Origin of the sequence: Actinopolymorpha rutila, assembly GCF_013407855.1 — a bacterium.
Lineage (GTDB): Bacteria > Actinomycetota > Actinomycetes > Propionibacteriales > Actinopolymorphaceae > Actinopolymorpha > Actinopolymorpha rutila.
Map to the genome: position 1 here is coordinate 1,099,182 of NZ_JACBZH010000001.1, position 20,060 is coordinate 1,119,241.

General features: G+C 72.2%; 18 protein-coding genes. 7 read left to right on the forward strand and 11 right to left on the reverse strand.

Translation table 11 applies throughout. The features are described 5' to 3' along the window. Positions 1-26 precede the first annotated feature (26 nt). Both F4554_RS04840 and F4554_RS04845 read left to right on the forward strand, forming a co-directional pair. Positions 27-1,037 carry a hydroxyacid dehydrogenase gene (locus tag F4554_RS04840; protein WP_179786256.1) on the forward strand — a complete coding sequence of 337 codons (1,011 nt, stop codon included), beginning with the start codon at positions 27-29 and terminating at the stop codon, positions 1,035-1,037. A 60-nt stretch (positions 1,038-1,097) separates the two neighbouring features. Next, positions 1,098-1,853: an SDR family NAD(P)-dependent oxidoreductase gene (locus F4554_RS04845; RefSeq protein WP_179786257.1), complete on the forward strand. Its 756-nt coding sequence runs from the start codon at positions 1,098-1,100 to the stop codon at positions 1,851-1,853. A 43-nt stretch (positions 1,854-1,896) separates the two neighbouring features. Here F4554_RS04845 and F4554_RS04850 read toward each other — a convergent pair whose 3' ends face one another. Together F4554_RS04850 and F4554_RS04855 are read right to left on the reverse strand one after the other, a co-directional pair. Next, a complete protein-coding gene (locus F4554_RS04850) occupies positions 1,897-2,700 on the reverse strand; it encodes an FCD domain-containing protein (RefSeq protein ID WP_179786258.1) in 804 nt (267 codons plus the stop codon). 156 nt (positions 2,701-2,856) lie between these two features. Beyond that, positions 2,857-4,296 carry an Nramp family divalent metal transporter gene (locus tag F4554_RS04855; RefSeq protein ID WP_179786259.1) on the reverse strand — a complete coding sequence of 480 codons (1,440 nt, stop codon included), beginning with the start codon at positions 4,294-4,296 and terminating at the stop codon, positions 2,857-2,859. A 496-nt stretch (positions 4,297-4,792) separates the two neighbouring features. On the opposite strand from F4554_RS04855, the gene F4554_RS04860 reads away from it, so the two are divergent. Further along, on the forward strand, positions 4,793-5,452 hold the full coding sequence (locus tag F4554_RS04860) for a bifunctional 4-hydroxy-2-oxoglutarate aldolase/2-dehydro-3-deoxy-phosphogluconate aldolase (protein ID WP_337795875.1): 660 nt from the start codon (positions 4,793-4,795) through the stop codon (positions 5,450-5,452). After that, positions 5,449-6,462 (forward strand): sugar kinase, encoded by a 1,014-nt coding sequence (locus F4554_RS04865; protein ID WP_179786260.1) that lies wholly within the window; start codon positions 5,449-5,451, stop codon positions 6,460-6,462. The genes F4554_RS04860 and F4554_RS04865 overlap by 4 nt, the downstream gene beginning before the upstream one ends. A 45-nt stretch (positions 6,463-6,507) precedes the next feature. Here F4554_RS04865 and F4554_RS04870 read toward each other — a convergent pair whose 3' ends face one another. The 4 genes from F4554_RS04870 to F4554_RS04885 all read right to left on the reverse strand — a co-directional run bounded on the left by F4554_RS04870 (position 6,508) and on the right by F4554_RS04885 (position 12,586). Beyond that, positions 6,508-8,328 carry a SpoIIE family protein phosphatase gene (locus F4554_RS04870; protein WP_179786261.1) on the reverse strand — a complete coding sequence of 607 codons (1,821 nt, stop codon included), beginning with the start codon at positions 8,326-8,328 and terminating at the stop codon, positions 6,508-6,510. A 155-nt stretch (positions 8,329-8,483) separates the two neighbouring features. Then, the gene (locus F4554_RS04875; protein ID WP_179786262.1) at positions 8,484-9,926 is read right to left on the reverse strand and encodes an FGGY family carbohydrate kinase; all 1,443 of its coding nucleotides are present in this window, start codon (positions 9,924-9,926) and stop codon (positions 8,484-8,486) included. Next, the gene (locus tag F4554_RS04880) at positions 9,923-11,461 is read right to left on the reverse strand and encodes a trehalose-6-phosphate synthase (RefSeq protein ID WP_179786263.1); all 1,539 of its coding nucleotides are present in this window, start codon (positions 11,459-11,461) and stop codon (positions 9,923-9,925) included. The genes F4554_RS04875 and F4554_RS04880 overlap by 4 nt, the downstream gene beginning before the upstream one ends. 117 nt (positions 11,462-11,578) lie before the next feature. After that, complete coding sequence (locus F4554_RS04885) at positions 11,579-12,586, reverse strand: Gfo/Idh/MocA family protein (protein ID WP_179786264.1); 1,008 nt, start codon at positions 12,584-12,586, stop codon at positions 11,579-11,581. 337 nt (positions 12,587-12,923) lie between these two features. On the opposite strand from F4554_RS04885, the gene F4554_RS04890 reads away from it, so the two are divergent. Next, entirely contained in the window at positions 12,924-13,352 is a 429-nt protein-coding gene (locus tag F4554_RS04890) for a VOC family protein (RefSeq protein WP_179786265.1), read from the forward strand. 43 nt (positions 13,353-13,395) lie between these two features. On the opposite strand, the gene F4554_RS04895 is transcribed toward F4554_RS04890, so the two are convergent. Continuing rightward, on the reverse strand, positions 13,396-15,039 hold the full coding sequence (locus tag F4554_RS04895; protein WP_337795876.1) for an amidase: 1,644 nt from the start codon (positions 15,037-15,039) through the stop codon (positions 13,396-13,398). Between the two features lie 234 nt (positions 15,040-15,273). On the opposite strand from F4554_RS04895, the gene F4554_RS04900 reads away from it, so the two are divergent. Further along, complete coding sequence (locus F4554_RS04900) at positions 15,274-15,618, forward strand: DUF3263 domain-containing protein (RefSeq protein WP_238341223.1); 345 nt, start codon at positions 15,274-15,276, stop codon at positions 15,616-15,618. Further along, positions 15,615-16,460, forward strand: coding sequence for a trehalose-phosphatase (gene otsB / locus F4554_RS04905; protein WP_337795877.1), 846 nt, complete (start codon positions 15,615-15,617; stop codon positions 16,458-16,460). The genes F4554_RS04900 and otsB overlap by 4 nt, the downstream gene beginning before the upstream one ends. A 132-nt stretch (positions 16,461-16,592) precedes the next feature. On the opposite strand, the gene F4554_RS04910 is transcribed toward otsB, so the two are convergent. From F4554_RS04910 to F4554_RS04925, 4 genes are read right to left on the reverse strand one after another with little or no spacing between them, the layout of a single operon-like run. Further along, a complete protein-coding gene (locus F4554_RS04910; RefSeq protein ID WP_179786267.1) occupies positions 16,593-18,152 on the reverse strand; it encodes a P-loop NTPase in 1,560 nt (519 codons plus the stop codon). After that, the gene (locus F4554_RS04915; protein ID WP_179786268.1) at positions 18,149-19,390 is read right to left on the reverse strand and encodes a glycosyltransferase family 4 protein; all 1,242 of its coding nucleotides are present in this window, start codon (positions 19,388-19,390) and stop codon (positions 18,149-18,151) included. Before F4554_RS04915 ends, F4554_RS04910 begins: the two co-directional genes overlap by 4 nt. Continuing rightward, a complete protein-coding gene (locus F4554_RS04920; protein ID WP_179786269.1) occupies positions 19,362-19,724 on the reverse strand; it encodes a hypothetical protein in 363 nt (120 codons plus the stop codon). The genes F4554_RS04915 and F4554_RS04920 overlap by 29 nt, the downstream gene beginning before the upstream one ends. After that, the gene (locus F4554_RS04925; RefSeq protein WP_179786270.1) at positions 19,717-19,998 is read right to left on the reverse strand and encodes a hypothetical protein; all 282 of its coding nucleotides are present in this window, start codon (positions 19,996-19,998) and stop codon (positions 19,717-19,719) included. The genes F4554_RS04920 and F4554_RS04925 overlap by 8 nt, the downstream gene beginning before the upstream one ends. Positions 19,999-20,060 lie beyond the last annotated feature (62 nt).

Sequence of the window (20,060 nt, forward strand, 5' to 3'; positions counted from 1 at the left end):
GGCGCGCGGTGAGGGAGGTAGTGCGGATGTCGACCGAATCGCCTGCGGTGGTGGCGGTCCTGCTGACCGAGCAGACCCGTGCGATGGTGCTGACCCCGGCGGCCGAGGCCATGCTCGCCGAAGCGGCGCGGGTGCGGTGGGCCGAGGGTCCGCCCGGTGAGTGGGACCTGGCGGAGCTGCTGGACGGTGCGGCCGCCTGCCTCACCGGGTGGGGTACGCCGCCGATCACCGAACAGGTGCTGGCGAACTCCCCGGACCTGCGGCTGGTGGCGCACACCGCGGGCAGTATCCGGGCACTGGTCCCACAGGACACGATCGGTGGCCGGCTGACGGTGTGCCAGGCGGCCGGGCTGATCGCCGACTCGGTGGCCGAACTCGTGATCTCGCAGATCCTGTTGGCGTTGCGTGACCTGCCGGCCCTCGACGCCGGCCTGCGCACCGGACAGGAGTGGGCCGCGCTGCGGGAGCGGTACCCCGGCCGGCTGCTCGGTGCGCGGACCGTCGGCGTGGTGGGCGCCAGCCGGACCGGCCGGGCGGTGATCGGCCTGCTGCGGGCGTTCGGCGCGCGGGTGCTCGTCGCCGACCCGTTGCTCACCGGAGCGGAGGCCGCCGACCTCGGGGTGACACAGGTGGAGCTGGACGACCTCTTGCGTGGCAGCGACGTGGTGACGCTGCACGCGCCGCTGCTGCCGCGGACCCAGGGGCTGCTCGGCGCCCGGGAACTCTCGCTGCTGGCCGACGGCGCGCTGCTGGTCAACGCCGCGCGGGGTGGCCTGGTCGACGGGGACGCCCTGGCAGCGGAGCTTCGGTCGGGCCGGATCCGAGCCGCACTGGACGTGTTCCCGACCGAGCCGCTGGCGCCGGACAGCCCGTGGCGGCAGCTCCCGAACGCGATCCTGTCCCCGCACACCGCCGGCCACACCGTCGACTCCCACGCCCGGCAGGGGCAGGCGATGGTCGAGGACGTCGTTCGGTTCCTACGCGCCGAACCTCTGCGGTACGCCGTCGCGGCCGACTCCGTGGGCGTGCTCGCCTGACCACCCGGTACTCGTCCCAGTTCAGGGCAAGATCCTGAACCCCCGAAGAGGAGACCTCACATGAAGCTCGACCTGTCCGGCCGATCGGCACTCGTCACCGGTGGCGCCACCGGCATCGGGCGCGGCGTCGCGCTCGCCCTGGCCGAGGCCGGTGCAGACGTCGCGGTGACCTACCGCAGCCACGACGGCGCGGCCGTGGCGAAGGAGATCGCCGAGCTGGGCCGCCGGTCCGCGGCGTACGAACTCGACGCGTCCGACAGCGGACAGGTGGACGCGGTGGTGGACGCCACCGCAGGCGAGTTCGGCGGGAAGCTGGACATCCTGGTGAACAACGCCGGTGGACTGATCGGCCGGCAACCGGTTGCCGAGATGTCGGACGAGCACTGGCACAAGGTCCTCGACGTCAACCTGTTCAGCGCGTTCGCCTGCAGCCGCGCGGCGCTGCGCCACCTGCCCGACGGCGGCCGGATCGTCAACATCTCCTCGGTCGCCGGCCGCAACGGCGGCGGTCCGGGCGCGGCCGCGTACGGCGCCGCGAAGGCCGGCATGCACGGCCTCACCCGCGGGCTGGCCAAGGAGGTCGGGCCGCGCGGCATCACCGTCAACGCGGTGGCGCCGGGACTGATCCTGGACACGCCGTTCCACGAGGCGTTCACCCCGCCGGACCAGCAGCAGGCGACGATTGACGCCACGCCGCTACGCCGTGCGGGCTTCCCCGACGACGTGGCCGGCGCGGTGCTCTACCTCGTCTCCGACCTCGGCGCGTTCTGCACCGGGTCGGTCATCGACCTCAACGGCGGAACGTACTTCAGCTGAGTACGACCTTCCCACGAGGCACTGTCGGCTCGTCCGGGCCTCACTACGGCCGGGCCGACGGTGCCCGGATGAACGCCGCCTGCCGCCGTGCGACCTCCTCCAGCAGGCCCTCCAGCGAGGCTGCCGGGCCGAGCATCCGCTGCAGCTCCCGCTGGGCCACCTGGTCGACACCGCGGTCGAGGTCGGTGCCGTACAGCTCCTTCGCCACCTCCAGGTGCATCCGCATCGCCTCGGTGGCCGCGGCAGCGTCGTGGTCGCGGATCGCCTCCCAGATCGGCTCGTGCAGGGGTGTCCCGGCCTGGCGCACCTGCCGGTCGGACAGGCTGCGCAGCATCAGCTCGAACGTCAGCGTGGTGATCGACGCGTACATCGACTCCAGCACGGTGTTGTGGCTCGCGTGTATGACCAGCGCGTGGAAGGCGAGGTCGAGCCGGGCCTGTTCCAGGACGTACGTCGTGATCTTGAGGTCGTCCAGGCACCGGCGCATCGCCGCCACCTCGACCCCGGTTGCGTTGGTGGCGGCCAGCCCGGCGGCCCGGGTCTCCAGCATCGAGCGAGCCTCGGTGAGCTCGCGCACGGTGGTGTTGCGCCGGCGGTAGGACGTGTCCAGAGACCGTGCGCCGTCGCTGGCCTGCGCCTCACGGACGTAGGTTCCCCTGGACGGCAGGATCTCCACGAACCCGCGTTCGGCGAGCCCGCGCAGCACCTCCCGCACGATCGGGCGGGACAGGCCGAACCTCCGGGCGAGTTCGCGTTCGGGTGGCAACTTGGTGCCGGATGCGATCCGTCCGGCGAGTATCTCGTCGAGAAGATGTGTGGACAGGCTGTCGCGAGTATGCGGGCTCACCGGGTCCCCCTTTGACCAACGAGCCGGACCGTCTGACGGGTCTGTCGTTACTTCAGTTGTCGCGTGGCTTGTGCTGCTGCGCCGAACGCCGCGGGATCGGGGCGCCGTTCGAACTCCGGTCGTACGTCAGTCGTACCTCAGTAGTGCGTCAGTGCGTCAGTCGAACAGCTTCTGCGCCTGCTGGAAGATCGTGATCAGGCCGAGCGTGCCGTAGAACGCGACAGCCAGAGCAATGATGATCGTACGAAACCTTCGGATCGAGATGGCCACCGGTAGTGATCTTTTGTTCATCACGATGAGCAGCACGCCGTAGATGGCCATCATCACCCCGCTCACACAGGACGAGATGACCAGCAGGACAAGGGGTTGGTTCAGGCCCGCCAGCAGGACCACGCAGCCGAACGCGACTAGCCCCCACACCAGCCAGAAGTAGGCGCGGCTCTCGGAGACGCCGCGGCGGCGGAGGTAGACCGTGGCCAGCAGGTCCGCGGCCAGCCGGCTGGTGTAGTCGATGATGCCCATCGCCGCCGCGAACAACGAGTAGGCGCCGATGACCCAGAAGAAGTGGCCGAACCACGGGCCGATCCGGTCCTGCAGTGCCACGCCCTCGACCTGCAGGAAACCGATGTCCTGGCTCAGACCCGAGCGGCCGAACACCGTCGAGAACGCCAGCATCGACATGAAGCCGATGGTGAAGCAGGTGATGAGGACGAACGTCGCCGCCTGCTCGATGTTGGCGAACCGCCACCAGCCCCGCCAGCGGGTGAGGTTGGACTCGTTCGGCTCGAACGTGAACGCCGACGGGGCGCCGGTGTCCTTGCCGGTGACCGTGCTCACCAACTGGGGTGCGTAGGCGCCCATCCCGAACCGCTTGTCCCGGATCCAGTTGCTCTGGCAGAGGTTCTGCCCGCCGCCGGCTCCGGCGTAGGCGATCGCGCCGAGCATCAGCGCGAAGTCGAGGTCGGGGAACCGTCCGAGATGGGTCACCGCCGAGCCGAGCCCACGCCAGGTGTCCGCCGTGAAAGCGAAGATGATGGCGCCGACGATCAGGATGGTGATCGCCGCCAGCTTCACCACGATGACGCGTTCGAGCGCGGTGTAGACCACCGGCGCGAGGGTGAGCACCGCGCCGCACACGACCAGGATGCCGATCGCGATCGCGGTGACGTTGCCGCCCACGATGTACGTCACCATGGTGGCCGAACTTGTCGCCCAGCCAGGCCAGAGGTTGGCGAAGTAGGTCATCACCGCGAAGACCAGGCCCCAGTGTTTCCACATCCGGCTGAAGCCGGTCAGCGCGGTCTCCCCGGTGGCCAGGGTGTAGCGCTCGATCTCCATGTTGAGGAACCACTGGGTGATGACACCGAGCACGGCTCCCCACAAGAAGACCAGCCCGATCTGGGAGGAGATGTAGGGCCACAGGATGAACTCGCCGGAGGCCAGGCCCACCCCGGCACCCACCAGCCCGGGACCGATGACGCGCCAGGTCTGGTTCGGCGGCGCGGGCAGGTCGCGCACCTGTGCGCCGGGAAGGTGCTTGGTGGACAGCGCAGACGTGGGGTCGGGCTCACCACCGGTCGAACGGGCCACGGTCATGCGTCGTCCTTTCCGACAAATGTCCGAGATCTGGACGAAACGCTGCTGATCAGTGAACCTCCAGTACGCCGCGTGGTCAAGCCGGTCGGCTCAGTGCACTTCTACGCGGGAGTCAGGACGTGAACGCCGCTTCGGCCCTCGGGTTTGGCCGGTCTGCGTCCGAATTCGGCCACGCGCGCGGATGCCGGCGGTTCCCGGGTACGCCTCACGCCGTCGCCGTCGCTCGATAGCTGTCAAGGCTCGCTTGACAGCAAGGAGGAGTTGACGCCGTACGTCACAGCAGACGCCGGCAGGGAGCCCTGCGTGGTCGCGCTCGCGGGCCTCGGGGCGTGGTCGTGGACAAGACGCGGCAAGACGCGGGCGAGGCGTGGAGCACGGCCGGACCCGGGCAGGATCGGCCGTCCGGCCCGCTGCCCGGTGACCGCCTCTCACTACACGCCCTAAACTGCGAAGGCCGTGGACGACGCGTCCGACCATCCCATGAGGAGGCACCCGCGTGAGCTTGCAGCAGGCGATGGAGATCTGCCCGGCGGTGGCGATCCTGCGGTCGGCGTCGGCCGCGCGCTACACCGAGGTCACCGACGTCCTGGTGGACGCGGGCATCCGGGCGGTGGAGTTCACGTTCACCGCGCCCGATGTCGCCGACGCCATCCGGTCCTACGCCGCCCGCAAGCCTGCCGACGTCGCTCTGGGCGCCGGCACGGTCATCACCCCCGAGCAGGCCCGCCAGGCGGTCGACGCGGGCGCGACGTACCTCATCTCACCGGCGGTCTGCCTCGACGTCATCGAGGAGGCCAACCGCCTCGGCGTACCCGTCCTGCCCGGCGCGGCCACCCCGACCGAGATCCTCACCGCGTGGCGGGCGGGCGCGGCGATGGTCAAGGTGTTCCCGGCGTCGGCGTTCGGCGGACCGGCGTACATCAAGGCGATCCGCGGCCCGCTGCCCGACATCCCGCTGGTGCCCACCGGCGGTGTGGACGTCGACAACGCGGGCGCCTACCTGCGGGCCGGCGCGGTCGCGGTGGGTGTGGGCAGCCCGCTGGTCGCCGACGCCTGCGAGCCCAGCGGTGACCTCGACGCGCTGGCGCGACGGGCGCGCACGCTGGTCGCCGGCGTGAGCGGCACCCTTGACGCGAGCCCGGTGGGTCGCGCATGACCAGTCCGGTCGAGGGCCCGGTCGAAGGGTCGGCGGAGGGGTTGGCCGGGAGTACGGCTGCCGGCTCGGTCGACGTGGTGACGCTCGGCGAGACGATGGCTCTGGTCGCCGCCACCACCACCGGTTCGTTCGCGGTCGGCGCGCCGGCCCGGATCTCCTTCGGCGGCGCGGAGACCAACGTCGCCATCGGCCTGAGCCGACTTGGGCACAGTGCGACCTGGATCGGCCGGCTGGGCGCCGACCCGCTCGGCCACCTCGTCAAGGACGCCTTGCGCGGTGAGGGCGTCGACGTCTCCCACGTCCGGACCGACGCCGAGGTGCCCACCGGGCTGATGCTGCGCGAGCACCGCACCGCCGACCGGGTACGTGTCAGCTACTACCGCCGCGGACTGGCGGGGTCCCGGCTGACTCCGGACGACGTCGACACCGGCCTGGTGGCCGCGGCCCGCACGCTGCACGTCTCCGGGATCACCCCGGCGCTGTCGGAGTCGGCCCGTGCCGCCGTGCACACCGCGGTCGACGCGGCCCGGGCGGCCGGCGTACCCGTGTCGTTCGACTTCAACTACCGCGCAGCCCTGTGGTCGGTGACCGAGGCGGGTGCCGCCTTCCGTGACCTCGTTGCCGCCGCGGACATCGTGTTCGCCGGTGACGAGGAGGCGGCCATGGTGGTGCCGGCCGGCTCGGTCGAGGAGGTGGCCAAGGAGCTGGCCGCGCTCGGGCCGGCGCAGGTGGTGCTCAAGCGCGGTGCGGCCGGTGCGTACGCCGTGGTGGACGGGGAGAGCTTCACCGAGCCCGCACTCGCGGTCAGCCTGATCGACCCGGTCGGTGCCGGCGACGCCTTCGTCGCGGGTTATCTGTCCGCGATGCTGGACGGGCTGGACCCGGCGCAGCGGCTGCGCCGGGGCAACGTGTGTGGGGCCTTCGCGGTGTCGGTCGCCGGTGACTGGGAGGGCCTGCCGCGCCGGTCCGAGCTCGCCACCATGGACGCCACCGAGAACGTCGCCCGCTGACTGTCCCGCGCTGACCGGCCCGGCCGGCCCCGCCCGGCTCGTTCGTCAGGTGCGTGGCAGCGCCCGGGCCAGCAGCAACGCCACGTCGTCGTCATACCCGCCCGGCGGCCGCAACGCGTCGATCACCTGGTCGCACAGGCCCTCCAGGCTGCCCGACGCCTTGGCCAGCGCGTCCACCAGCGCGTCGATGCCGGCGTCGACGTCGCGCCGGCGGTTCTCGACCAGCCCGTCGGTGTAGAACGCGACCGTCGTCTCCTCCGGCAGGGCGACGACGTGCTCGGGTGCGGTCCGCGCCGGTGACGCCGACGAGGCGGCCACGCCCAGGGGCAGCCCGGCCTCGTGGTCCAGCCGCCGCGCCTTGCCGTTCCCGTCGACGGTGAGCAACGGGAGGTGCCCGGCCGAGGCGTACGTCAGCGTCCCGCGGGCAGCGTCGAACACGGCGTACGCGCAGGTGACGATCTCGGTGTCGCCCAGGTCGGCGACCACGCCGTCGAGCAGGGCGAGGATCTCCTTGGGCCGCAGGTCCTGCCGGGCGTAGGCGCGCACCGCGGTGCGTACCTGCCCCATGAACGTCGCCGCTCGCAGCCCGCGGCCCATCACGTCGCCGATGACCAGCGCGGTGCGGCCGGGGCCGACCGGGATCACGTCGTACCAGTCGCCGCCGACCTCGGCCTCCTCCGCACCCGGGAAGTAGCGGGTGGCCACCTCGAGCTCCCCCGGCGGGTGGGTCCACGCGGGCAGCAGGCTGCGCTGCAGGGTGAGGGCGGTACGCCGCTGCCGGCGTTCGCTGTCGGCGAGGTTGCGGGCCAGCCGGCGTTCGGCGTCGAACAGCCGGGCGTTCTCGATGCTCTGCGCCGCCCGGGTGGCGACCTGTTCGAGCACGGCGAGGTCCTCACCGGGCGCGAGGTCGCGGCCGTACGCGTGGCCGGGGCCGAGCAGGGTGAGGACGCCGATCACCCGGCCGCGGGTAACCAGTGGCACGGCGAGGAAGCCGGCCCCCCGGGTCGCCTCGTGCACCACCGTGTTCGCCTGCGGGTCGGCGTACATCTGGGCGAGGGCATCCGGGTCGGTGGTGGTGAGCACGGCCGGGCGGCCGGTGAACACCGCGCGCAGCGCCGGGTGGCCGTCCCGCTGGGACCCGCCGAGCCCGCGGATCTGCTCGACCAGGGACTGCCGGCCGGGCTCGGCCTCGCGGACGTAGACGCGGTCCAGCCGGCGGCCGTCCCACAGGTCGATGATGCACAGGGTCCCGAAGCGCGGGACGACCAGGTCGCCGACCGTCTCCATCGTCATGCCCACGTCCAGGGAGGAGGCGAGCCGGCTGCTGGCGTGGACGACGTAGGCGAGCCGGTCACGGACGTGCTCGAGTTCGGCGCGCGCGGTCCGTTCGGCGCGGAGCAGGGCGGCTCGTTCGGCGCGCAGCAGCGCGGCCCGGTCGTCGCCGCCGTCCGTACCGGCCCGGCCGTCCGGGCCGTCGGGGCCGGACCGGCCCAGCTCGGCGAAGACCGCCAGCACCTCACCGACGCCGTCGCTCTCGTCGCCGTCGCCGCCGTGACCGGCCAGGGCTCGCGCCCGGACCGCACACACCACCGCGTGCCCTTCACGGTGCCGCAGCGGGACGGCTCCCTCCCAGGTGCCGTTCGCCGCGAGCTTGGCCAGCAGGTCCCGGGCGGTGGCGTGGGAGTTCGGCGCGACCATCGCGGTCAGCACCTCCTGGCCCAGCGCCTCCTCCGCCGGCCAGCCGAGCACGGACTCGGCGGCGGCGTTCCAGAGCGCGATCCGGCCGCTCTCGTCGATCAGCACGATCGCGTTGGCGCTGAGCTCGAGGACGGCGTCGATCAGCTCACGTTCGAGCGGTCTGGTCACGCCTGGTGCTCCTTCCATTGCGGAGCATCATGCCGGTTCGCGGCTCGGTGCGTAGGGTTCATGCCAGATCACGCAAGGTCAGACTGGTCGGGAAGCCGGGACTCGGGACTCGGGTCGGGTTCGGGTCGCGTTCGGTGGAGGTTGTGCGGCGTACGTCAGTCGCGATGTCGGGCGAGCTCGTCGGCCAGCGTGTTCCGCAGGCGGTCGTAACGGACCCGGGCGGCGGTCATGCGTACGACGTCCTCCGGGTCGGGCACGAGCTGCTCCTTCGGCGGAGGCAGGTCGATCCCCAGCGCCAGCGCCGCTGCGCCCCGGGCGCCGACCTCGGGGTCCTCGGCAAGTCGCAGGGACCGGTCGAAGGTGGCCGCGAACACCCGGCACCACCACGGCGAGGCGTGCACCGCACCACCACCGAGTACGACGTCCAGCTCGGTGCCGAACGAACCCTCCAGGGTGTCCAGGGCACGCGCCGCCTCGAGTGCGACGCCCTCCAGCGTTCCCGCGAGCAGCTCTTCCGGGGAGGTCTCCAGGGACAGCCCGGCGACCACGCCGGATCCCGGCGGGATCGTTCCGGGTGGCCGGCTGCCCGCCTGCATCGGCAGGCAGACCAGGCCGCTGGTGCCGGGCGCGAGCGCGGGTTCGGCGTCCGCGCCGAGCCGCAGCAGCCGGACCGCCCAGGCGCGCAGCACTCCGCCGCCGGAGAACGCGATCCCGCTCACCAGCCGGTCGGCGTCCACGCGGTAGCGCCAGACGGTGGCCGGGGGTGGCGCGACGTCGGGCCCGTGGACCACGCGCAGTGCGGCCGAGGTGCCGACGGTGACGCCGACCGTGCCGGCGTCGGTGCATCCGCTGCCCAGGTTGGACGCGGCACCGTCGCCGAGCGCCGGTGCCCACCGTGCCTCGGCGAGCGCCGGCCAGCGGTCCCGCCAGCGCGCCGTCAGCCGGGCGGGCGTGTCGTCGACGGTGGGCAGCTCGGCCGGGGTCACCTCCGCCAGGGCCAGCGCCTCGGGGTCCCAGGTCATGGAGGAGACGTCCAGCAGGCCGGTGCCGGAGGCCATCGACACCGAGGTCGCGTCGGTGCCGAGGAGTACGCCGCGCAGGTAGTCGGGCAGGCCGAGGAAGCGCAGTGGCCGCCCCTCGGGTGAGCCCCCGCCCTGGGTCCGGAGCTGGGCACGGAGCCAGGGCACCTTCGTGGTCCAGTAGAGCGGATGCACCCAGGCGCCGGTGCGTGCGTGGAACGCCTCGGGGTCGGCGGGCAGCCGGTCCGGTCGGGGCCGCGCGCGGGTGTCGAGCCAGCTGAGCACCGCCGACGCGGGCGTACCGTCCGGACCCACCGCGAGCACCGAGTGCCACTGCGAGGAGGTGGCCACCACCCCGACGCCTGCCAGTGCCCCGGCCGCGTGTAGCTCGTCCAGGCAGCTCACCAGGTCGGCGAGGTAGCCGTCCGGGTCCAGCTCGCCGCGTCCGTCCTCGTCCTGGCGCGCGGTGACCGCACGCCGGGCCAGCAGACCGGGCAGCGGCTCGGCGCGTTCGTCGCACACGACGGCACGCACCGACGACGACCCCAGGTCCAGCGCGAGAAGCCGCCGCGCGGTCATGTCCGGAGCTCTCCCGTCAGTGCGCTCAGGAACGAGCTGGCCCACCGGTCCACGTCGTGCTCCACCAGGTGCCGGCGCATCGAGCGCATCCGGCGGGTGGCGTTGCGCGGGTCCAGCCGGAGCGCGTCGACCAGGGTGGTCTTCAGCCCGTCCACGTCGTAGGGATTGACAAGGAAAGCTTGCCGGAACTCGTCGGCCGCGCCGGCGAATTCGCTCAACAGGAGGGCGCCGGTGTTGTCGTACCGGCAGGCGATGTACTCCTTCGCCACGAGGTTCATGCCGTCGCGCAGCGGCGTCACCACCATCACGTCGGCGGCGCGGTACAGCGCGGCCAGCTCCTCGCGGTCGTGCGATGAGTGCAGGTAGGTCACCGCTGGCCGGCCGATCCGCCCGTGCGTGCCGTTGACCCGGCCGACGGCAAGCTCGACCTCGTCGCGCAGCAGTTTGTACTGCTCGACGCGTTCCCGGCTCGGGGTCGCGACCTGGATGAACGTCGCCTCGTCCGGCGTCACCACACCGTCGGTGAGGAGCTCGGCGAACGCGTGGATGCGCTCACCGATGCCCTTGGTGTAGTCGAGCCGGTCGATGCCGAGGAGGACCTTCGACGGGGAGCCGATCTCCTCCCGGATCTCCTCCGCGCGCCGCTGCGTCTCCGGGCGCCGGGCGATCTCCTCCAGCTGGGCCACGTCGATGGAGATGGGGAACGACCGTGCCCGCACCACCCGGCCGTCGGGCAGGAACGTCTGGTCGCGCTGGGTCTGGTAGCCGAGCAGCCGGCGGGTGAGGCGCAGGAAGTTGGACGCGGCGCCGGGACGCTGGAAGCCGACCAGGTCCGCGCCGAGCAGGCCGCGCAGGATCTGCTGGCGCCACGGCAGCCGGGCGAACAGCTCCACCGGGGGAAGCGGGATGTGCAGGAAGTAGCCGATCCGCAGGTCCGGGCGCAGGGCGCGGAGCATCTCGGGCACGAGCTGGAGCTGGTAGTCGTGCACCCACACCAGCGCGCCGTCGTCCGCCGTCTCGGCCGCCGCCTCGGCGAACCTCCGGTTGACCTTGACGTACGCCTCCCACCACTCGCGGCGGTAGACCGGCGGTGCGATCACGTCGTGGTAGAGCGGCCACAGGGTGGCGTTGGAGAAGCCCTCGTAGTACTCCTCCACCTCCTTGGCCGACAGCGGGACGGGCACGAGGTGCATGCCGGCCTCGTCGAACGGCTCGGGTGCCTCCTCGGTGGACCCGGCCCAGCCGATCCAGGCGCCCTTGTTCGCCTTCATCACCGGGTCGAGCGCGGTGACCAGCCCGCCGGGGCTGCGCCGCCACTGCGTACTCCCGTCGGGGGTGTCCACGCGGTCCACGGGCAGCCGGTTGGCGACGACGACGAACGCCGACCGGCCCGACTTTCCGGAGCCACCCTTCGAGCCCGCCGCCCGGGTGGAGGCGCGGGAGCCGCCCTTCGGCGTCCGTGGCGACTTCTCGGTACGGTCGGACGTGGCGGTTTCAGCCTCGGACGTGGACGACTCGGGTGACTCTGTGGGCACCGGGACAACTCCCTCGATCGGTGGTGCGAACTTCTCTCTTGACCCTACGGGCGCGACGGTGGGTGGCCGAGCCGCCGGTGACGAACCGCCCGCTCCCGACCGCCCGAAATTAGCGATCTACCCGGAGTCGCCGTCGCCAGGGGCGTCGTTGGGATACCGAACGCCGACCTGGGCGCGGGCCGCGTCGAGCACCTCCATCACCGCGATGCTGTCCGCCCAGGGCACCAGCGGACTCTCCAGCAGCCCGGCGCGCAGGCACCGGGCCACCTCCTCGGCCTCGTAGGTGTAGCCGACACCGAGCAGGTCGACCGTGACCTCCTCGGGCTCCTTGTCCGGGTGGTGGACGACCAGCCGGTCGGCGGCCTGGAAGTCGGCCGGGATCTCCACCCAGCCCTCCGTACCGCTGACGTACGCGGTGTTCGGGAGCGGCCCGGCCAGCGAGCCGGTCAGCGTGGCCACCGCGCCGCCGGCGTACCCGAGGAGGAGTCCGGCGCTGGCGTCCACGCCGGTCGGGGCGAGCGTTCCGGTGGCTCGCACCGTGTCGGGGGCACCGAGCAGGTGGTGGGCGAGACTCACCGGATAGATGCCGACGTCGAGCAGCGAGCCACCGGCCAGGTGGGGTGCGAACAGCCGGTCGTCCGGGTCGTAGTCGGCGAGGAACCCGAGGGTGGCGTGCACCGACCGCGGCTCGCCCAGCGTGCCGGCGTCGAGGAGTTCGCGAAGGCGCAGGTGGAGCGGGTTGCACCGCATCCACATGGCCTCCATCAGGAACCGCCCGTGCTTGCGGGCAAGGTCGACGAGCTGGCGGGCCTCGGCCGCGTTGACGGTCAGCGCCTTCTCGCAGAGGACCGCCTTGCCGCTCTCCAGCGCGTGCCGGGCGGTGCCGAGGTGGTCCGAGTGCGGGGTGGCGACGTAGACGACGTCCACCTCCGGGTCCTCGGCCACCTCGGTGTAGGAGCCGTACGCCCGGCGGATGTCCCACTCCTGCGCGAAGGCCTTCGCGCGGTCGAGGTTGCGGGAACCGACCGCCACCACCTCGTGGTCGGGCAACAGGGCCAGCTCGCGGGCGAAGACGCCGGCGATGTTCCCGGTGGCGACGATGCCCCAGCGAAGTCGGGGTTGCATGGCTCCCTTTCCTCTCGGCTGCCTCGCGGTCGTCCCGGCCGGCCCCGGCCGGCGGGGTCCAGGGGTCCGGCGGGTCGAGGTGCGGCTGGACTCCGACGCTACTGGTCGGGCGTGGGAGGTAGGTGTCGACGGTTGGCGCGGGTACCGGCAGCCGTCCGGTAACGGCCTGGCGGGCGGGTGGTGCCATGGCGGCGAGCGACACCGGTGAACCTTCTATACCGGTTGTGCGAGGGTCGCCGTGACCGCCATAATCCGAATGCAGGTGACGCCCACGTCGGCACGATTTCGGGCGTACGCCGCCACTGACGCCTGATTCCAACGTCCTCGGGAGACCCTCATGACCGGAACCACCAACCCGGCTTCCAGCCCCGACTCCAGGCTCGACTCCGGGCCCGACTCCGGCCCCGTCGGCACGCTCGGCACGGTCGCGTTCGACTGCCCGGACCCCTGGGCGCTCGGCGAGTTCTACGCCCGGATGCTCGGCGGGAAGCTCGACTCCAGCGAGGACGAGGACGACTGGGTGGACCTGCACCTCGACGGCGGCCGGCGCATCAGCTTCCAGCAGGCCGCGGACTGGGCGCCGCCGACCTGGCCCGGCGGAGATCGCCCGCAGCAGGCGCACATCGACGTCGAGGTCACCGACCTGGACGCGGCCGAGAAGCGGGTGCTCGCCCTGGGCGCACGCAAGGTCGACCACCAGCCGGGCGCCTCGTGGCGGGTGTTCCTGGACCCGGTCGGGCACCCCTTCTGCCTGTGCGCCTGCTGAGGCCGGTCGCCCCTGTCGAGGCGGCAGCCGAGGTCGGGCGCGGTCAGCCGATCCGGGCCGGCCGGTACGCCGGCCGCGCCCGCCCGTTCGGTGCACTCAGGGCCTGCTCGAACGCGTACGCCAGGCGGATCAACGTCGGCTCGCTCCATGCCGTACCCACGAACGCCAGTCCGACGGGCAGGCCGTCCGCCGCGCCGCACGGCACCGTGACCACGGGGTAGCCGGCGATCGCCGCCGGGATCGAGCACGCGCCGGGCAGCTGGTCGCCGTTGACCAGGTCGATCTTCCAGGCCGGGGGATAGGTCGGCATCACCAGCGCGTCCAGCCGGCCCGCGCCGAGGGCGGCGTCGATGCCGTGCGTACGGCCGAGCCGGCGGCAGGTGCGCAGCGCCTCGACGTAGACCGGGTCGCAGAGTCCCCGGGTGGCCAGGGCCCGCTCGAAGCGGTCCTGGCCGAAGTACGTCAGCTCGCGGTCGGCGTGGTCGTTGTTGAACGCCACGAGTTCGGCCAGCGTGCGCGGCCCGTCCGGACGGCGGGTGGTGAGGTAGCTCTCGAGGTCGGCCCTGAACTCCGTGGTCAACACGGTGAGCTCCGCGTCGCTCTCCCGGATCTCGTCGATGCTGGGCAGGTCGGCGGGGTCGACGATCGTGGCGCCCCGGGCGGCCAGCAGCCGCACCGCCTCCTCCGCGAGTGCGTCCGCCGCCGGGCTGTAACCCCACAGGCCCGCGCGCGGCAGGCCGATCCGGGCACCGGCCAGCCCGTCGGGCCGGCAGAACTTCGTGTAGTCGGAGTACGCCACCCGTCCCGACCGCATCGTCGCGACGTCGCCGGGGTCGGCGCCCGCCAGCACCCCGAGCAACAGCGCGGCGTCGGCGACCGTGGTGGCGATCGGCCCCGGAGTGTCCTGGCTGTGGGAGATCGGGACCACGCCGGTCCTCGACACCAGCCCGACCGTGGGCTTGATGCCCACCACGCCGCACAGGGCCGCCGGGCACACGATGGAACCGTCGGTCTCGGTGCCGACCGCGAGGGGCGCGAGCCCGGCCGCGACCGCCGCCGCCGAACCCGACGACGACCCGCCCGCCGAGCGGTCCAGGGCGTGCGGGTTGACGCAGAGGCCGCCGACGGCGCTCCATCCCGACGTCGAGGAGCCGGACCGGAAGTTGGCCCACTCCGACAGGTTGGCCTTGCCGATGACCACCGCTCCGGCCGCGCGCAGGGCGGCGACCAGGGGTGCGTCGGCGGGGGTGGGGACGCCCGCGAGCGCCAGCGACCCGGCGGTGGTCGGCAGCGCGCCGCCTCCCGCGGTGTCTGCGGTGTCTGCGGTGTCGATGTTGTCCTTCAGCAGCACCGGTACGCCGTGCAGCGGGCCCCGGACCTCGCCGCGGGCGCGCTCGGCGTCGCGTTCGGCCGCCCGGTCGACCGCGTGCGGGTCGACGGCGAGCACCGACCGCAGGGTGGGACCGGACCGGTCGATCTCCTCGATCCGGCGCAGCAGCGCGGCGACGTGCTCGGCCGCGGAGGTCGCGCCGGAGGCGTACCGGTCGCGCAACTCGGCGGCGTCCAGTCCGGCCGCGTCGGCGGTCGCGGGCGACGGGTCCTGTGGCGGAGCGGCGCTGTCGAGTGACGCTGCGGCGCTGTCGGGTGACGCTGCGGTGGGGTCGGGTGGCGGAGCGGCGGCGGGCACCCGGCAATGGTGCCCTGCCGGGGGCGATCTTGCTGGCCGACCGAGGCGGCTCGGGGTCCTGCGGCCGTCGTCAGGGGTGTGGCCGAGCGCGTTTGGGCGGACTTGTCGGTGGTGTGCTGTAGGACAGAACCCACGCACCACACGCCACAATCGCGCGGCGGCGCTGAATGACATCGATGTGCTTCGGTCGTACGATGTCAGTCGTCGCTGATCGCCGAGGAGGGATGCCTGGGTATGGACGCTGCGATGGAGCCGGCCCCGAAGATCACTGCCGGCGTTTCCGACGACTCACCCACCGAGTCGACCGAAGTCGACTCCCGCGCCGCCTCCGGGCTGTGCGAGCGTGACCAGCAGATCATCTCCTTCGAGCGCCAGTGGTGGAAGTACGCCGGTGCCAAGGAGCAGGCCATCCGCGACCAGTTCGGGATGTCCGCCACCCGCTACTACCAGGTGCTCAACGCCCTGATCGACCGTCCCGACGCGCTCGCGTTCGACCCGCTGCTCGTCAAGCGACTCCGGCGGCTGCGTTCCAGCCGTCAGCGGGCCCGCGCCGCGCGGCGCCTCGGCGTCGACGGGTGACCTCTCCGGACACCCTGCCGACGCCCACCACGCCCGAGGGCGAGGCCGCCCTCCGCGCGATCGTCGAGCATCCCGAGCGGTCGATGCTCGTCTTCGACTTCGACGGTGTGCTGTCGCCGATCGTTGACGACCCCGAACGCGCCTTCGCCCACCCCGGGGTGCTTCCCGCGCTGCGCCGGCTCGCCCCGAGTTTCCAGGCGCTCGCGATCGTCACCGGCCGGCCGGCCGAGGTGGTCGTCCGGCTGGGCGGGTTCGCCGACGTCTCCGAGCTCGCCGGCCTGCTCGTCGTCGGCCACTACGGCGAGGAACGCTGGGACGCCCGCACCGGTGAGGTCACCGCACCGCCGGTGGCTCCCGGCGTCGAGGAGGTCCGTCGCGCGCTGCCGGACCTGCTGCGCCGCTGGGGTGCGCCCGAAGGCACCCGGGTGGAGGACAAGGGCCGGGCGGTCGCGGTCCACGTACGCCAGACCGCCGACCCGGCCGCCGCGACCGAGCTCCTCACCGACCGGCTCACCGACCTGGCCCGTGCCCACGACCTGGAAGCCCAGCCCGGCCGGATGGTGCTGGAGCTCAAGCCCGGCGGCATGGACAAGGGAGCCGCGCTTCGCGCGCTGGCCGAGGAGGTGGGCCCGCGCGCTGTCGCCTACACCGGCGATGACCTCGGCGACCTGCCGGCCTACGACACGGTCGAGGAGTTGCGTTCGCGCGGCGTCGCCGGGCTGAAGGTGTGCTCGGGGTCGACCGAGGTGACCGCGCTCGCCGACCGAGCCGACCTGGTGCTCGACGGCCCGCCCGCGGTGGCTGCGTTCCTGAACACCCTCGCCGGCCACCTGCACGCCTGACCGCACCCCAGCGCGGACTTCCACTCGGCGCGGCGATCAACAACGGCGCGCAGGTGGATCGCCTGCTTCCCCGGCCAGGGTGACCACCGGCAGCCGGTTGCGGGGTCTGGGCCGCCGACGGTGGTCACTCCCTCAGTGCTGGACCGCGCCGACGCCCTGCTCCGCCCGGTCCGGTGTGGGACCCCTGTGGACGCGTACGGCCTCGTCGTCGGAACTCGCGTACCGCTCGTCGTCGGTGATCTGGCTCTCGCGAGCCGGGCTGTTCGCCGGTGCGATCGCGGGTTGGAGGGCGGGCGCCGGTGCGAGAGCGGGAGCGGCATTGACGCTGTACTTCGCCCGGCCGCCGGTGTCCAGCGCGTCCGCGACGATGACGCCGGCGATGGGCAACTGCAGCCGGTCGAGAACCTGCACCGCCCGCCGGGCGTGCGCGAGGCCGGTGGAGCCGGCCTGGACGACGAGCACGGCAGCGTCACACTCGGCGCTCAGTGCCGACAACCCGGCACCGACCAGCACCGGCGGACCGTCGATGACAAGGAGGTCGCTGTGGTCGCGGGTCGTGGCCAGGAACTCTCCGAAGGCGGCACTACGCAGCATGGCGCGACTCAGCTCCGGGTTGGCCTGGTCCGCGGAAACGATGCGCAGCGGACCCTGGGCCGACAGGAGAAGGTTCGGCTTCGGCAGGAGTTGCTGGAGGGTGTACTCGCCGCCCCCCGGGAAATGGTCGCCCAGGCTCGGATGCTGGAAGTCGGCCTCGATCGCGGTGACGCGGTAGTACTGCTCCGCGAGCGCGAGCGAGATGAGCGCACTGACGAAGGCCTTGCTGTCGTCCTGGTAGGCACTCGTGACCAGCAGCCGCCGGTCCGGCGCGTCGGTTAGCGGGGCGAGGGCGGCCACAGCAGCTCGAACAGGCTGGGCGATCGGGCGGCGACGCCACGCTCCCAACGCTCCCTTGCGACCCACGCTCCGCCGTACCCGGGGCAGGGTTCCGAGGATGCCGACCTGCAGCTCGCGTTCGATCTGGTCGGTGAACCGGAGCGTGCCGTCCAGTCTCTTGCGTACGGAGCTGATCGCGATGCCGGCGATGAGCCCGAGCAACCCGCCCAGCAGGAGGTTCAGCAGCAGGTTCGGGGTGAGCGGTGTGGAAGGTGCAGAAGCCCGATCCAGTGGCGTCACGGAAATCTGCGCACGAGGTCCCAGCATGCCCGCGCTGGGGATCTGGGTGCGCAGGACCGTGACTGCGGAGTTCGCGATCGAGGCAGCACGCTCCCCGCTGCTCGCCTTGGCGGTGAGGTTGATGATCTGGACGCCTGGTTCGGAACTCGCCTCGAGGTGACCGGCGACCGCTTTCGCGTCCAGGCCAGACTGCGCCGCGGTGAGGTGGGCGATCTTCGCCGACTCCACCAGTTTGCTAACGGTCGCCACCAGCGCCTGGGACAGCGCGGCGTCGTAGGTTCCCCCGGTCACCGGTGTCGCCGTGTCGGTACTCGTCGTGTCGGTACTCGTCGTGCTGGGACTGTCCGGGTTGAACGTGTAAGCGGCGACCATCATCGACGACCGCGCCCGATAGGTGGGCGTGATCTGCGTCGTGGCGGCGAACGCGGCTGCCACCCCGACGCAGGTCGTCGCGACGGCGATGGCCACGGGCGGCCCGACGATGCGGACGGCCGCGCGCAGGTTGAGGGGTGTGCTCACTTCGGTAGTCCTTCCTCTTCTGGGTCGACCACGGTGGGCCTGCCCGCCGTGCCGGGCGCCGGAGCTCCCCGGTCGGCCGTGTCCACCGGCCTTCGACCGGTGTCAACCAGTGCTTGCCACAGCTCGTACAAGCTGTCCGCGACCCGCGACCAGTCGAAGCGCCGGGCGCGCTCCATGCCGGCGACGCGCAGACGTTCCGCCAGGTCCTGGTCGTCGCGGACCTGTCGCAACCTGGTGACGAGGGCGTCCACATCGCCGGCCGGGTGAATGAGGCCTGCGGTGCCGATCGCGTGTGGGATCTCCCCGGCGTCGCTGCCCACGACCGGCACTCCGCACGCCATTGCCTCGACCAGTACCCGGCTGAACTGCTCCCGAAGCGGGATGGTGATCCACGGCGCGACGTTGCGCTGGAAGACCTCCAGCGAAGGCAGGGCGAGGACATCCATCCTGGTGAGCAACGCCGGGAGGGCGTGGTGGCTCACCCACGGATGGAGTTCGATCCGATCCCTGCGGCGCTGGCTCTCCCGGACAACCTCCCCCGACAGGGGCCCGGTGCCGACCAGGAGAAGGTCGCAGTTCAGGTGGCGCACCGCGGTGAGCAGGTCGGTGATCCCCTTGTGGGGTTCGAGTCTGCCCACGAAACCGACGGTGAACGGGGCCCCTGGAGTGGGGGGTGAGCTCGGTCCGGGGTGGAACAGCGACGTGTCGACCCCCAGCGGGACGATCCGGCTCGCACCCCGGTAGCCCTTGGCGCGCAGAACCTGCTCCGCGGCCGGGGTTGTCGGCAGAGCACAGTCGACCGCACGGTAGGCCCGGCGTTCCAGTTGGGGAAACGAGAACGGAAAGCGGGTCACGACGTTCTGCGCGGCGTACAGCGTGACTGGAACGTCCGGCCACCGGTGCCGACGCATTCGGAGCACCTGCGAGGTGGACAGGTATCCCGCCTCTCCGATGATGTGCACGACGTCCGGATGCACGTCGGCGAGGGCGCGACCGGTGCCCCGACCGAACACCACCGACGCCATGCGTCCGGTGGAACCCTTCGACAGCGCGGAGTTCGCGAGGTGGAAGCTGATCCGCGGATGGCCGCGGTCGAGTCGGTCCATCTCTTCGACGGTCAGCCTGGAGACGTTCGCGGCGAGCACGGTGAGCCGCACGTCAGGGCGCTTCGCCAGCATCCTGAACAGGTCGACCCAGTGCTCGGTCCGCTCACCGACCGCCGTGATGAGTACGTGCATGACGCTCCCTCGTCATCCCTGCTCGCCCGTCTGGGGCGATGTGCGCCACTTCGCCCCAGGCGCGTGCGCGAGCCTGGGCCGAGATCGAATGTCGCGGTGACCGGACGACCGCCAGTCCGACGCCGAGCAGGCTCCCGCGCACTGCCGTACGTGCACCGGACACCCAGTCGACGCACCGGGGTTCCACCCACACGCCGAAGGCCCGCTCGCCGAGGTGGGCGTGGACCACCGGCAGCGTGAGGAGACCGGACAGGTAGCTCGCGAGCCGGGCGGTCAGCAGGCTTGCGCTGTTGCGTGCGACTCGGGTCGAGACCGCCAGTGTCTCGTCAGCCACGCGGGAAACCTCGAACCAGTTCGCGGGCCGTCGGGACGAGGAACTCGAGGTCCAGCGCGGGCTCGGTGCCGGCGTCGTCGAGGATCACCGCCGGTGGTCGCCGGGATCGTCGCGGAGCGACGGGCCGCAGCGGGGTGTGCCGTGCACCCGGTGGGTGATCACCGCCGATCGCGGAGTCGACGAGGGCGACCCGCTCGGGTGTCGGCTGTTCGGCGACATGACCGGCGGTTAGTTCTTCGGCAACATCGGGTTCTGGTCCACGCAATTCCGGCATGCGCCCCGCCCGCATCCTGTTCCCCCGATCCAAATGCCGAAATTGCGCATTCGGTGGTGGAT

Coding starts and splice junctions, on each gene's coding strand:
- F4554_RS04840 (WP_179786256.1), top strand. CDS start 27: ATGTCGACCGAATCGCCTGCGGTGGTGGCGGTCCTGCTGACCGAGCAG.
- F4554_RS04845 (WP_179786257.1), top strand. CDS start 1,098: ATGAAGCTCGACCTGTCCGGCCGATCGGCACTCGTCACCGGTGGCGCC.
- F4554_RS04855 (WP_179786259.1), bottom strand. CDS start 4,296: ATGACCGTGGCCCGTTCGACCGGTGGTGAGCCCGACCCCACGTCTGCG.
- F4554_RS04865 (WP_179786260.1), top strand. CDS start 5,449: ATGACCAGTCCGGTCGAGGGCCCGGTCGAAGGGTCGGCGGAGGGGTTG.
- F4554_RS04875 (WP_179786262.1), bottom strand. CDS start 9,926: ATGACCGCGCGGCGGCTTCTCGCGCTGGACCTGGGGTCGTCGTCGGTG.
- F4554_RS04885 (WP_179786264.1), bottom strand. CDS start 12,586: ATGCAACCCCGACTTCGCTGGGGCATCGTCGCCACCGGGAACATCGCC.
- F4554_RS04890 (WP_179786265.1), top strand. CDS start 12,924: ATGACCGGAACCACCAACCCGGCTTCCAGCCCCGACTCCAGGCTCGAC.
- F4554_RS04900 (WP_238341223.1), top strand. CDS start 15,274: ATGGACGCTGCGATGGAGCCGGCCCCGAAGATCACTGCCGGCGTTTCC.
- F4554_RS04915 (WP_179786268.1), bottom strand. CDS start 19,390: ATGCACGTACTCATCACGGCGGTCGGTGAGCGGACCGAGCACTGGGTC.
- F4554_RS04925 (WP_179786270.1), bottom strand. CDS start 19,998: ATGCCGGAATTGCGTGGACCAGAACCCGATGTTGCCGAAGAACTAACC.